The following is a 13917-nucleotide window of genomic DNA, read 5'->3' as shown; positions in this document are numbered from 1 at the left end:
CGAACTGCCTTGCGGGAAGGCGATATTGGCGGCAACGGCGATGCTTGTGCTGGCTTCCAACAACGTGCGCGCCCAGGAGAGCGGCGAAATGCCCCCTCCCGCCGTCGGAGTCCTAGAAATCAAGGCGCATCCGGTGCCCGTCATAAGCGAGCTTCCAGGGCGCATTGCCGCGACCAGGATCTCCGAAGTGCGTGCGCGCGTCTCGGGTATCCTTCAGGAGCGCGTCTTCGAGCAGGGCAGCCTCGTGCATCAGGGCGACGTCCTCTACCGGATCGATCCGAAGCTGTTCCAAGTGCGAGTGGCGAGCGCGAAGGCGGCCTTGCAGAAGGCAAAAGCCGTCCAGGTCAACGCGAGGCAGCAGTTGGAACGCCAAAGCTCGCTGCGAGAGCGCAACGTCTCGACCGCCGTCGACTATGATACCGCCGCCGTCAATCTGGCACAGGCCGACGCCGATGTCGCGGCTCAGCAAGCCGCTCTCGATGAAGCTGAGATCAATCTGGACTATACCGCGGTAAAAGCGCCCATTACCGGCATCATCGGCGGCGCCCTGGTGACGGAGGGAACGCTCGTGACTGCGGAAGGCGCGTCCAACCTCGCGCTCATCCAGCGGATCGATCCGGTTTATGCAGATTTTACACAATCCGCGCAGGACTTGCTGGCGCTGAAACGCGCCGTCAGCGAAGGTAAGCTCCAGAGCCCAGAGCCCGGCCAGGCAGCCGTCGAGCTCGTGTTCGACGGCGGAAAGACCTATTCCAAACTGGGCAAGCTGCTGTTTTCGAATGCGAACGTGGATCCCAACACAGGGCAGGTTACACTACGTGCGGAATTTCCCAATCCCAATGGCGATCTCCTGCCGGGCATGTACGTTCGCGTGCGCATCGAGCAGGCCGTCCAGCAAAACGGTATCACAGTTCCGCAAAGGGCGGTGACAAGAGATGCTGAGGGCGCTCCCCAGATCTTCGTGATCGCCTCCGATCAGACGGCGCAAGTGCGCAAACTCGCTCTCGGTGCGTCTATCGGTTCCGAATGGATCGTGCTTTCGGGGCTGAAGGATGGCGAAACCATCGTCGCGGACGGAGTCCAGAAGGTCACGCCCGGCAACAAGGTCGCCGCCGAACCATGGACGCCGCCAAGTGGCGTGCCGAACACTTCAGATCAGGCCGCAAAGTAATCCCATCATGGCACAGTTCTTTATCAGGCGACCCGTCCTCGCATGGGTCTTCGCACTCTTCATCATGATCGCGGGGATCATTACGATCCCCCTGTTGCCGGTTGCGCAATATCCAGCCGTCGCTCCTCCGCAGCTCTCCATTTCCGCTTCCTATCCCGGCGCTTCCCCACAGGAAATCTATCAGGGCGTGACCCGGCTGATCGAGGAGGAGCTAAACGGCGTCCATGGCGTCGCCTATTTCGAATCAACCTCCGACAATTCCGGCTCGGTAAGCATCAACGCCACCTTCGTCTCCGGAACTGATATCGGCAAGGCGACGGTCGACGTGCAGAATGCGGTGCGACGCATCGAAGCGCGGCTGCCGCAGACGGTACGCACGCAAGGCATTCAGGTCGAAGAAGCCAGCGCCGGCTTCCTGCTGATTGCGGCCCTGACCTCGACCGACGGCAAGATGGATGAGATCGCGCTCGGCGACTACATCAACCGCAATATCCTCGGAGAATTGCGCCGCCTTCCCGGTGTCGGTCGTGCGCAGGTCTTCGCCTCGCAGCGGGCGCTACGCGTCTGGATCGACCCGGACAAGATGGTCGGTCTCCATCTTACGGCGGCTGACATCAGTACGGCGATCGCCGCCCAGAATGCACAGGTCGCAGCCGGCCAGATCGGAGCCACGCCCAATCCGATCAGCCAGGATCTGACCGCGACCGTGATCGTCGAGGGTCAGCTCAACAATGCGAAGCAATTCAGCGACATCATCCTTCGTGCCAACCCGGACGGTTCGACGGTGCGTATGCGCGACGTCGCCCGCATCGAGGACGGCGCGGAAACCTATTCGACCGCAAGCCGGCTCAACGGCAATCCGAGCGCCGGCCTTGCCATCCAGCTTTCCTCGACTGGCAACGCCGTTGCCGTTTCGGGAGCGGTCAAGGCGAAGATGGACGAGTTGTCGAAGTTCTTCCCGAAGGGCGTCGAATATTCGATACCCTATGACACGAGTCCCTTCGTCAATGCCTCTATCGAGAAGGTCGTGCACACGCTGATCGAGGCGATCGTGCTCGTCTTCATCGTGATGTTCGTCTTCCTGCAGAATTTCCGCTACACGCTCATCCCGACGCTCGTCGTGCCGGTCGCGCTTCTGGGAACCTGCGCCATCATGTATGCGACGGGCTTCTCCATCAACGTGCTCACCATGTTTGCCATGGTCCTGGCGATCGGCATCCTCGTGGATGACGCGATCGTCGTGGTCGAGAATGTCGAGCGCATCATGGCCGAAGAGGGCTTGCCGCCGAAAGCCGCGACGCAGAAAGCGATGAAGCAAATCACCGGCGCCATCCTCGGCATTACATTGGTGCTGTCCTGCGTCTTCATTCCAATGGCATTCTTTCCGGGAGCTTCCGGCATCATCTACCGCCAGTTCTCGCTGACCATGGTCGTTTCGATCATGTTCTCCGCCTTCCTGGCGCTGTCGCTGACGCCGGCACTCTGCGCCACCTTCCTAAAACCGATCGACGGGAATCACCATGAAAAGAAGGGGCTCGGCGGCTGGTTCAATCGTAAGTTCGACGGAATGACAGCCGGCTACACGAAGACCGCAGCCAGTCTTGCGCGCCGATCAGGACGCGTAATGGGCATCTATCTCGCGCTCGTCGTCGGTCTTGGCTATATTTTCATAAATCTGCCCGGCTCCTTCGTGCCGGAGGAAGATCAAAGCATCCTGATCGTCGACGTTCAGGGACCGCCGGAGGCAAGCGCCAACCGTACGATCACGTCGCTGAAGCAGATCGAGGCGATCTTCAAGACCGAGCCGGCCGTCGAAAACGTCTTTGCCGTCCAGGGTTTCAGCTTCTCCGGAAACGGCCCGAACTCGGCCATCGCCTTCGTGACGCTGAAGGACTGGGCCGTAAGGCCTGCTGGAAGTTCGGTGCCGGAAATCGCTACGCGCGTCAACGCACAGCTCGCCGAATTGAAGGACGCCACCTCCTATGCCCTTTCGCCGCCGCCAATCGAAGGTTTCGGCACGACGAGCGGCTTTTCTTTCCGTCTCCAGGATCGCGCCGGACGCGGGCAGAAGGCTCTCAAACAAGCGGCGGAAGAGCTGATGGCAAAAGCTGCCAAGAGCAGCGTGGTGACGAACGTCCGCGTCGAGGGCATGCAGGAGGCGGCGCAGATCGTTCTTGCGATCGATCGCGAAAAGGCGAACACCTTCGGTGTCGGCTTCACTGACATCAACGATGCGATCACCGCTAATCTCGGCTCGTCCTACATCAACGATTATCCCAATGCGGGCCGCATGCAGAAGGTCATCGTGCAGGCCGACGGCCGCAGCCGCATGCAGGTTGAAGACATGATGCAGCTGAACGTCCGTAATGCCAGCGGCGGGATGGTGCCCCTCTCGTCGTTTGCAGCAGCCGAATGGCGCAAAGGCGATCCGCAGATCGTCGGCTATAACGGCTATCCGACGATCCGCATCACCGGGGAAGCAGCGCCGGGCAGGTCGTCGGGCGCTGCGATTGCCGAGATGGAACGCCTCGCATCCGAACTTCCCGACGGCTTCGGCTACGAATGGTCCGGCCAGTCGCGCGAGGAAATCGCCTCCGGCAGCCAGGCGCCGATCCTGTTTGCCTTCAGCATCCTCTTCGTCTTCTTGCTATTGGCAGGGCTCTACGAAAGCTGGTCGATCCCCCTGTCGGTCATGCTCGTCGTGCCGCTCGGCATTATCGGCTGCGTACTGGCGGCAATCCTGCGCGACATGCCGAACGATCTCTATTTCAAGGTCGGACTCATCGCGATCATCGGGCTGTCGGCGAAGAACGCCATCCTGATCGTCGAGTTCGCTAGGGATTATTACGCGCAAGGCAAGTCTCTCCTGGATTCTGCGGCCGAGGCAGCCCGCGTCCGCTTTCGCCCGATCGTGATGACGTCGCTTGCCTTCACGCTCGGCGTGGTGCCGCTGGCGATTGCAACGGGTCCCAGCGCCGCCAGCCAGAACGCGATCGGCACCGGCGTCCTCGGCGGCATGATCTCCGCGACAGTCCTTGCCGTTTTCTTCGTCCCGGTCTTTTTCGTCTTTGTACTGTCCCTCCTCCGGACCAAGAGACCGGCCGAAGAGAAGGGTGCGGGCGCCGACGTCCCGCCCGCACCCACCGCCAATCTCCCGTTTGGATGACGAGAAGGAGAATGATCTTTCAAGACCGCCTAATGCCGACCTCCTCATGCCGGTGATTTCGAGAATCGTCAGCTGACTGCCACTTTTTCCATCATCCATGCAGGGCGAAATGAATTGTTAGGCATCGGCTGCGGCGATCTCGCTGAAACCACACAAGGCTGCTTTCCTTTGGGAGTTTGACAGCTACGGATTTATTTCAAACAAACACAATAGATTAGCAGACGAAATCCGGAACACTTCCAGCCAGGATTTCCTTATGGCATCAGTATTGCATGCGCGTTTTGCAAATCATGCCGTCACCGTCGCTCAACGTCAAACCGCATCGCCACCGAAGCATCGCTGAAACCCGTTCATGAGCCTTTCTGCTAAAGAGACCCCGCAAACGAATTCGCTTTCCGGCGCAATGATCGCTACGCCGCATTGGCTGGCCAGCCAAGCCGGCGCGAAAGTGCTCAAGCGGGGCGGCAATGCAATCGAAGCGCTTGTTGCCGCCGGGGCTGCCTTATCGGTCACCTATCCTCATTTCTGCGGTCTCGGCGGCGATGCCGTCTGGATGGTGGCGGATGAGAAAGGCAATGCGAGGACCTTCCTCGGCATCGGACAAGCCGCGTCAGCCATGCCGAAGGGCAACATACCTCTGCGGGGCCCGGCCTCCACGCTCACGACAGCCTGCCTCGTCGACAGCTGGGAGAAGGTGCTTGCCTGTTCCGCTGACGAATGGGCCGGCACCGAACAACTGCCAGCCCTTCTCGACGACGCCATCGCGCTCGCCGACGGCGGATTTCAGGTCAGTCAGTCGCAGTCCTTCTGGTACGAATTCCGGTGCGATGAACTGAATGACTGGCCGGGCTTCACCGGGCTCTTCCGATCTGGCGGCATTCAGCACCAGCCCGCCCTAGCCCGGACGCTCGAGGCCATAGCTCGTCACGGCGCCCGCGAATTCTACGAGGGCGCGCTGGCCCGGCGAATTGCGAGCGGGCTTGCCGAGGCCGGTTCTCCGCTCTCGGCCGCCGATCTCGCCGCCACGCGGACCGATGTTATGGCGCCCCTCCGGCAGGCGTATCGCGACACGACACTTCTTGCTCCGCCACCGCCGACGCAAGGCATAACCACCCTCGGCATCATGGGTGTACTCGGCCATCTGCCGATGGCGGAGCTCCCGCCCGACAGCCCGGCCTATTATCATGCGCTTGTCGAGGCTGTGAAACAGGCGTTCCTAGACAGGCACGCAATCGCGGACCCCCGCTTCACCGCAGATGTCTCGAAACACCTTCTCGATCCAGACCGCCTCGTAGCCAAAGCTGCTGCGATCGATCCGGCATGGGCTTTGCCCTGGCCGCAACACTATCGACACGGCGACACAGCGCTGCTTGCCGCCGTGGATGCAAATGGACGATGCGCTTCCCTGCTGCAAAGCATCTATTTCGACTGGGGCAGCGGCGTAGTGGTCGGCGACACCGGCCTCCTTTGGCAAAACAGGGGCGCAGCCTTCAGCACCGATCCGGCAAGCCCCAATTATATCCGGCCTGGAAAGCGCCCTTTCTATACCCTTAATCCCGGTCTTGCATTGAAGAACGGGCGCCCGCATCTGGTCTATGGGACCCAAGGCGCGGACGGCCAGCCACAGACGTTGTCACTGCTGCTCAGCCTGCTGATCGACCACGGACTAGCCCCCGCCGCAGCACTCGCACGCCCCCGCTTTTTGCTCGGCCGAACATTCTCGGACAGCCGCGACAGCCTGAAGATCGAGGAAAACATCGGCGCCGAACTGGTTTCTGCTCTTGCCGCCATGGGACATGAGATCTCCACCATCGACGCTTTCAGTCCGCTCGGCGGCCAAGCCGGTATTATCCGTCTCGGCGAAGACGGAGCGATCGACGGCGCGCATGATCCGCGCAGCGACGGAGGCGCGATTCTGCTGTGAGTGCCAACGGCCAACCGTTCGATCTCATCATTCGAAATGTCCGTATCGTGGAAGATGGCGATTTCGTCGACATCGGCGTGCGGGATGACCGGATCGCAGCCATCGAACCTCGCATTCGGTGCGACGCGGTATCGGACGTCGATGGCGGGGGAAGCTTCGCCTTCGGCGGATTTGTCGATACCCACATTCATCTCGACAAGGCCTGCATTCTCGACCGCTGCGCAATTTGCGAGGGGACGCTGAGCGAAGCCGTGCAAGAAGTCGCCAAAGCCAAGGTGAGCTTTGAAGAAGCCGATGTTTATTCGCGCGCTGTGCGCGTCGTGGATAAGGCGATTTCCCACGGCACGACGCGGATGCGAACCTTCGTCGAGATCGATCCGCGTGCAGGCTTTCGCTCCTTTGAAGCGATCAAGCGTCTCCGTCGGGATTATGCTTTCGCGGTCGATATCGAAATCTGCGCCTTTGCCCAGGACGGGCTCACGAACGAGCCCCAAACATACGATATGCTCGACGCGGCACTTGCCGATGGTGCGGATCTGGTGGGCGGCTGCCCCTATACCGATCCCTCCCCCCACCGGCATGTGGACATGATTTTCGCCCTTGCGTCTAAGCACAACGTTCCGGTCGACTTTCATCTCGATTTCAGTCTCGACCCCGATCGAACCGATCTGCCTGACGTGATCGACGCGACGCTCCGTCATGGTTGGCAGGGTCGCGTATCGATCGGCCACGTCACCAATCTGTCGGCCATGCCGCAGGCACAGGTTCTTGCCATTGCCGATGACCTGGCAAAAGCAGGGATCGCTTTATCGGTGCTTCCGGCGACCGATTTGTTCCTCATGGGCCGGGGTCAAGACCGACTGGTTCCGCGTGGCGTAGCGCCGGCCCATCTGCTCGCAAGAAGAGGGGTCGTCACCTCCATCGCGACCAATAATATTCTGAATCCTTTCACGCCCTATGGCGATGCTTCGCTCATTCGCCTGGCCAATCTTTACGCCAATATCGCCCAGCTTTCGCGTGACGAAGATATGGCCCTGGTTTTCGGCATGGTGAGCGGAATGGCAGCGGGCCATCGCGACGGCAGCACATGTCTGCAAGCCGGCGGCGAAGCGACGATCGTGCTCCTCGACAGTCCCGACCCCGGTGCGGCCGTGCGCGAGATTGCCCGAGTGATTGCCGGCTGGAAAAAGGGGCGCAAGAGCTTCGACAACGGTCGCCCTATGCTCCACAAACCGATCTAGAGCGTTGCGCTATTCCATTAGGGAACCGAATTGATCCACGCCAGAAGAAGCGAGGCGGGCAGCGCAATTGGACACGCCGTTAAGGCTGAACAATCAATCATGCCGCTCCAGGAAGCCTGAAACCGTCCTCAGGCAGAGATCCTTCTCTTCGACATGCGGCATATGGCTCGAATTTTCAAAGAGCACCCACTCGCAACCCCTGACGCGATCGACATAAGGCTTGACCACCAGCGGTGTCGCCTCGTCATATTTGCCCGAGATCAGCAAGGTCGGCGGCTCGATGAGCGGAAGCCTGTCTTCGATCGTCCAATCCTTCATGGTGCCGATGACGTGAAACTCGGTCGGGCCGTTCATGTTGCGGTAAACGGTATTGTCCTCGTCCATCGTGGCGAAGGTGCGGGCAACCTCCTCCGGCCAGGGCACGACGCGGCAGACATGGCGATCGTAGAAGACGCGGGAAGCGGCTATATATTCCGGATCGGTGATCGTGCCAGCCCGTTCGTGCTTCAGCAGCGTGTCCTGCACCTCCTGCGGCAGCTCCTCGCGAAGGCGGTTCGCTTCTGCGACCCAGGTGTGCATGTTGGCCGGCGAATTGGCGATCACCAGTGCCTTCAGACCCTTCGGTCGGCGCACCGCATGTTCTGCGCCCAGCATGCCACCCCAGGACTGTCCGAGAAAGGCATAGCGATCCTGAATGCCGAGATGCTTCAGCAGCGTGTCCAGCTCATCGAGAAACAGCGCCGGCGTCCAGAAATCAGGGCCTTTCTCCGGCAGGCGCGTGGACTTGCCGTTGCCGAGTTGATCGTAGTGAATGACGGCGCGGCCATCGATTTCGGCGATACCCTTGAAACTGTCGACATAATCATGAGTGCAGCCAGGCCCGCCATGGGCGACGACGAGCGGCAGCTTGCCGGAATCGAACGAGCCGGTGATGCGGTACCACGTCCGATATTCACGAAAGGGCAGAAAGGCTTCCTGCGTCGGGATTGCGGCCACGTGTCTCTCCATCTCCTGGCTTCGATGGACCAGACCATAACGCGGCCGAAACGGGTGCGGCAGCTATCACAAGTTATAGGATGGCTGCGCGTCCAGCAGACGATAATGCGTGGCGCGGACGACCGCCTGCGTGCGGTTCTTGGCGCCGAGCTTCTTTGCCGCGGCATTCAAATGCATGACGACCGTCGGCACCGAACGGTCGATGATGCGCGAAATCTCCTTGGCGGAATAGCCCTCCGCGGAATAGCGCAGGCACTCCCTCTCACGCTCCGTCAGCCGGATCTTGCCGACACTCAGCGCTGCGGTATCGAAGAGCGAATAGGCCGTCTCATGAAAGACATGCGCAAGCAGGTTGAAATCGGCGATATAGCGCAGGGCGTCGCGCTCGAACTCCTTGTTGGCACCAAATCGAATTCCGGTGACCGTCGCATAATCGCCGCGTGGCATGTGCACAGGCACGGTGACACCCGTCGACATGTCACGCTCGCTCAGATAGCGCGCAACGGGAACCGTATCCTCGCTCATGAAACGCTTGATCAGCGTATCGGCATCGGGATCATAATTCCAGAAGAACGGCGCTGACGTCCGTAGCGCCACCTGCTGTACGGGATCGATGCGGAAATAGCCGCGATCGAACCAGTACTCATACATGTCGTCGGAAATGTTCCTAAGCTTCAGAAGCGAAGGGATCATGATCTTTCCGTCGAGGTCGTAGGGAACCGGCGAATAATCGTAGATCAGGGCCTCGAAACCGATTGCCTTCATGCCCTCGAAAATATGGTCGATACGGCCGTCTAGCGTCTGATGCGCCGTGAACTGGCGCCTGATGGTTCCGATTTGATCGAACATGCAGCGGTTCCCGTCTGTGCCTGCGACCTCCCAACCTATCACTTCTTATAGCTGGTGCCGAGCGCGGTTTAAGGTAAAAATTTAGCCATGCTCAAATATTGAGCAAGCAGAATCTTTCGCCGGAGTTATCAATGTGGCGTGAAATTGAGCCCGAGGCGCGGCATGTCGTCGAGGTCGATGGCTACCAGGTGGTCGCCTACAGCTTTGGCGGCGGCCCGGAAACGGTTTTCTGCCTGAATGGCGGCCCAGGCCTGCCCTGCGATTATCTGCGCGAGGCGCATTCCTGCCTGATCGACAAGGGGTACAGGGTCGTCGCATTCGATCAGCTCGGCACAGGCGCCTCCGACCGTCCAACCGACAAGAGTCTATGGACCATCGGCCGCTATGTCGAGGAGACTGAAACCGTCCGCAAGGCGCTCGACCTCGGCAAGGTCCATATGCTCGGCCACTCCTGGGGCGGCTGGCTGGCGATCGAATATGCTTTGACCTATCCCGAGAACCTCAAAACGCTGATCCTCGAAGATACCGTCGCCGACATGCCGCATCTGATTTCCGAACTGGAGCGGCTGCGCGCGGCGCTCGGGCCGGAAACGGTCGCCATGATGCAGAAGCACGAGGCACAGGGCACCTATAATCACCCCGAATATCTCGCCGCCGTCACCATTCTCAATTATCGCCATGTCTGCCGCCTGCCGGAGTGGCCGGCACCTGTCCGCCGCTCGCTCGATGATTGGAACATGGGTCCCTATGAGACGATGCAGGGGCCGAACGAATTTCTCTATATCGGCAACCTCAAAGACTGGAACCGTATTCCGGACCTTCCCCAGCTTGCCGTGCCGGTGCTGATCACAGCGGGCGAACATGACGAGTTGACGCCGGCCTGCGCGCTCAGGATGAAGCTTGCCTTGAAGGACGCCGAACTCAAGGTCTTCGCCAATGCCAGCCACATGCCTTTCTATGAGAACCCGCAGGACTATTATCCGGCGCTTCTCGATTTCCTGTCGCGGCATGGGGTAAGCTGATGCAAGCTAAGGCGATCCAACTCCATCGACGACAAGAGGGCGATCGCCGCCATGCATCGCTATAGATTCGTACTGACGCGACCGCTGCAGTTCCTGCCTGTCCTCTTCGGCATCAGCGTCATCACCTTCGTTCTGGTCCGCCTCATTCCCGGCGATCCCGCGCGCAATATCCTCGGCACGCGCGCCACCCCGGCCGCACTTGCCAGCATTCGCGCGCAGTACGGCCTCGATCAGCCGATGTGGCTGCAATATTTCTATTTCATCAAGAATCTCGGCAACGGCGAGATGGGCAAATCGATCCTCTACAAGATCGACGTGCTGCCACTGATTTCAACGCGGATCGAGCCGACCGTCGCGCTGGTCGTCTCGAGCGTCATCCTGTCGATCCTGATTGCCGTGCCGATGTCGGCGATTGCCGCGCGCAATGTCGGCCGCGCCTCGGATCATATCGTGCGCGTCGTCTCGACCTTCGGCATCGGCCTTCCGCCCTTCTGGCTCGGGCTGATGCTGATCATCCTCTTCAGCGTTCAACTCGGGATCCTGCCGGTCTCGGGCTACGGCTCGACGATCGGCGGGAAGATCGCTCATCTCATCCTGCCAGCTCTGACCATTGCACTCTCGCTTTCGACTGTGCTGACCCGCAGCCTGAGGGCGGCGATGATCGAATCCCTTAAATCGGATGTGGCGACTGCGGCCCGCGCCCGCGGCATGCCGGAGAGCATCGTCTTCTGGCAGCACGTCGTGCCTAACTCGCTGGTGCCGACGATCAATCTGCTCGCCGTCAACATCGGCTGGCTGATCGGCGGCACGGTGGTCGTCGAAAGCGTCTTTGCCCTGCCCGGCATGGGGCAACTGCTGGTGCGCGCCATCTTCTCGCGCGACTACATGGTCGTACAGGGCGTGGCGATGGTGCTTGCCTGCGCCACAGTGTTGGTCAATTTCCTCGCCGATATCATTACGGTCTCCGTCGATCCGCGGGTGAAACTATGAGCGTCGATACGACAGTTGTCGCCTCCCCCCGCTGGAACAGACTCTTCGGAAAGCACCTGACGCTGACGCTCGGCGGCGGCATCCTTCTGTTCTTCCTCCTTCTGGCAATCTTGGCGCCACTTGTCGCGCCCTATGACCCGATCTTCCAGAATGCCGACATGCGCCTGCAGGCGCCGTCGTTCCTGCATCCGTTCGGCACGGACAATTTCGGACGAGACGTTCTTTCGCGCGTCATCTGGGGTACGCGCATCGATCTACAGATCGCCGTCATCGGCGTGCTCTTCCCGTTTCTGATCGGCACGACGGTCGGCACCATCGCCGGCTTCTTCGGTGGTATTGTCGATGCGCTCTTCATGCGCATCGTCGATATCATTCTCGCCTTTCCCTTCCTGGTGCTGATGCTATCGATCATCGCCATTCTGGGACCGGGATTGAGCAGCTTCTATATCGCCATGGCCCTGGTCGGTTGGGTCTCCTATGCCCGCCTTATCCGTGCGCAGATGCTGGTGCTGAAGGGCAGCGACTATGCCGTTGCTGCCGTCAGTCTCGGCTTCAGCCGTCCCCGGATTATGTTCCGCCACCTGCTGCCAAACGCCATTGCAGGCTCCATCGTCTTTTCCATGTCGGACGCCGTGCTCGTGCTCCTGAGCGGTGCGGCCGTCAGCTATCTCGGCCTCGGCGTTCAGCCACCGCTTGCCGAATGGGGCGTCATGGTGGCGGAAGGCCAGAGCTTCATCACCACGGCCTGGTGGATCACGCTGTTTCCCGGCCTTTCCATCGTGGGCCTCGCCTTCGGCTTCAGCATGCTAGGCGATGCGCTCGGCGAACTGCTCGGGGTGCATGAATGAGCGAGCCTGTTCTCTCCGTCTGCGACCTCATGGTCAAGGCCCGCCTGGACGACGGCACCCGCACGCTCATCGACGGCGTCTCGCTCGATCTCGGCAAAGGCGAAATTCTCGGCCTTGTCGGCGAGAGCGGCTCGGGCAAGAGCCTCTTGTGCCGCTCGCTCGTGCGGCTGCTGCCGTCGTCACTCCTGAAAATCGAAAGCGGCTCCATCCGTCTCGAAGGGCGCGAACTCACGGAGATCAGCGATGCCGAGATGCTTGAGGTGCGCGGCGGCGAGATCGGCATGATCTTCCAGAATCCGACCAGCCATCTCGACCCCGTTATGCGCATTGGCGACCAGATCGCCGAAGGCATCCGCTACCATCAAGGTCTCAAGGTACGCGAGGCGCGCATAGCCGCGACCGAGATCCTTGAGCAGGTCGGCTTTCCCGATCCCAAAAGACAGTATGACAGCTATCCGCACGAGTTTTCCGGCGGAATGCGGCAGCGTGCCATGATTGGCGTGGCGCTTTCCTGCAATCCGAAGATCCTGATTGCCGACGAGCCGACGACAGCGCTTGACGTCACTATTCAGGCGCAGATCCTGCGGCTCCTGATCGACATTCGCAACAAGCGCGGGCTTTCGATCATCCTCATAACCCATGATCTCGGCATCGTCGCCCAGACCTGCGACAGGATCGCCGTCATGCGCAGCGGCCGGCTGCTTGAACAGGGTCCCAAAAGGATAATCCTCAGCCGGCCTGAAAATCCCTATACGATCGATCTGATCAACAGTCACCCTTCCCTTCCCGACGAAGCGGCAATGACGCGGCCGGAACCCACAAGGCCGGAGCGGTCAGCCAAGCCGCTTCTCGAAATCGATGACCTGTGTGTCGACTTCAGGGTCGGCGGCGGCTTCTATAGGGGTAGCGGCGCAAAGACGATCAGCGCCGTTTCCGGCGTGAGCCTGCAGGTCATGCCGGGCGAAACCATCGGCATCGTCGGAGAATCCGGCAGCGGAAAGAGCACGCTTGCCCGCGCCGTTCTCGGCCTCACCCCGATTTCCTCCGGCCACATCACGTTCGACGGTGTCGACCTCACCCAGCAGAAGAGTGCCGGCCTCGCAAAGCTCCGGCGCGAAACTGCCATGGTCTTCCAGGATCCGTTCAACGCGCTGAACCCGCGGCTGACGATCGGCCAGACGCTTGCCGAGGTGCTGAAAATTCAGGGCAAGGTCGCAAAGGCCAACATTCCCGCGCGCATCGGCGAGCTGCTCGATCTCGTGGGGCTGGAGCGCGAATTCGCCGACCGCAAGCCACGCAGCATGAGCGGCGGCCAATGCCAGCGCGCCGGCATTGCAAGGGCGCTTGCGGTCGATCCGAAGCTCATCATCGCCGACGAATGCGTGGCAGCGCTCGATGTCACCATCCAGGCGCAGATCATCGATCTCTTCCGCGAATTGACGCGCCGGATGAACCTGACCTTGATCTTCATCGCTCACGACCTAGCCATCGTGCGCAATCTCTGTGAGCGGACCGTCGTGATGTATCGCGGCGAGATCGTCGAGGAAGGCCGCTCGCAGGAGATCTTCTCTCGCCCGAAGCATGCCTACACCGCAGCGCTCATTGCAGCCATTCCCGATATCGATCCGGACAAGCCCTTGCATGGCGAACGCGATGCGGCACCCGCAGGGCAGACCCAATCAGCCAAACGCATGCGATAACAACGAAGGG

General features: G+C 60.6%; 10 protein-coding genes. 8 read left to right on the top strand and 2 right to left on the bottom strand.

Annotated features, from left to right (window positions below; translation table 11 throughout):
* Nucleotides 1–40: 40 nt before the first annotated feature.
* The 4 genes from ACYJRZ_RS23965 (at nucleotide 41) to ACYJRZ_RS23950 (ending at nucleotide 7502) form a co-directional block, all read left to right on the top strand.
* Nucleotides 41–1171: an efflux RND transporter periplasmic adaptor subunit gene (locus tag ACYJRZ_RS23965; RefSeq protein ID WP_459463357.1), complete on the top strand. Its 1131-nt coding sequence runs from the start codon at nucleotides 41–43 to the stop codon at nucleotides 1169–1171.
* Nucleotides 1172–1178: 7 nt separating this feature from the next.
* Nucleotides 1179–4337 (top strand): multidrug efflux RND transporter permease subunit, encoded by a 3159-nt coding sequence (locus ACYJRZ_RS23960; protein ID WP_459463224.1) that lies wholly within the window; start codon nucleotides 1179–1181, stop codon nucleotides 4335–4337.
* Between the two features lie 352 nt (nucleotides 4338–4689).
* The gene (locus ACYJRZ_RS23955; RefSeq protein ID WP_459463222.1) at nucleotides 4690–6261 is read left to right on the top strand and encodes a gamma-glutamyltransferase family protein; all 1572 of its coding nucleotides are present in this window, start codon (nucleotides 4690–4692) and stop codon (nucleotides 6259–6261) included.
* Nucleotides 6258–7502, top strand: coding sequence for an amidohydrolase family protein (locus tag ACYJRZ_RS23950; RefSeq protein WP_459463220.1), 1245 nt, complete (start codon nucleotides 6258–6260; stop codon nucleotides 7500–7502). Before ACYJRZ_RS23955 ends, ACYJRZ_RS23950 begins: the two co-directional genes overlap by 4 nt.
* A gap of 93 nt (nucleotides 7503–7595) precedes the next feature.
* Here the strand turns inward: ACYJRZ_RS23950 and ACYJRZ_RS23945 are convergent, their stop codons facing one another.
* Nucleotides 7596–8510, bottom strand: a complete 915-nt coding sequence (locus tag ACYJRZ_RS23945; protein WP_459463218.1) for a proline iminopeptidase-family hydrolase — start codon at nucleotides 8508–8510, stop codon at nucleotides 7596–7598.
* A gap of 54 nt (nucleotides 8511–8564) precedes the next feature.
* Nucleotides 8565–9347, bottom strand: coding sequence for a LuxR family transcriptional regulator (locus ACYJRZ_RS23940; protein ID WP_132720426.1), 783 nt, complete (start codon nucleotides 9345–9347; stop codon nucleotides 8565–8567).
* Between the two features lie 131 nt (nucleotides 9348–9478).
* On the opposite strand from ACYJRZ_RS23940, the gene ACYJRZ_RS23935 reads away from it, so the two are divergent.
* The 4 genes from ACYJRZ_RS23935 to ACYJRZ_RS23920 are packed head-to-tail and all read left to right on the top strand — an operon-like array spanning nucleotide 9479 to nucleotide 13907.
* The gene (locus ACYJRZ_RS23935) at nucleotides 9479–10369 is read left to right on the top strand and encodes a proline iminopeptidase-family hydrolase (RefSeq protein WP_459463216.1); all 891 of its coding nucleotides are present in this window, start codon (nucleotides 9479–9481) and stop codon (nucleotides 10367–10369) included.
* 51 nt (nucleotides 10370–10420) lie between these two features.
* The gene (locus tag ACYJRZ_RS23930) at nucleotides 10421–11359 is read left to right on the top strand and encodes an ABC transporter permease (protein ID WP_459463214.1); all 939 of its coding nucleotides are present in this window, start codon (nucleotides 10421–10423) and stop codon (nucleotides 11357–11359) included.
* Nucleotides 11356–12207, top strand: a complete 852-nt coding sequence (locus ACYJRZ_RS23925) for an ABC transporter permease (protein ID WP_459463212.1) — start codon at nucleotides 11356–11358, stop codon at nucleotides 12205–12207. Before ACYJRZ_RS23930 ends, ACYJRZ_RS23925 begins: the two co-directional genes overlap by 4 nt.
* Nucleotides 12204–13907, top strand: coding sequence for a dipeptide ABC transporter ATP-binding protein (locus ACYJRZ_RS23920; protein ID WP_459463210.1), 1704 nt, complete (start codon nucleotides 12204–12206; stop codon nucleotides 13905–13907). Before ACYJRZ_RS23925 ends, ACYJRZ_RS23920 begins: the two co-directional genes overlap by 4 nt.
* The last annotated feature ends 10 nt before the right edge of the window (nucleotides 13908–13917 follow it).

It is taken from the genome of Rhizobium sp. No.120, from assembly GCF_054558365.1.
This window is presented reverse-complemented; position numbering and strand designations above follow the sequence as displayed.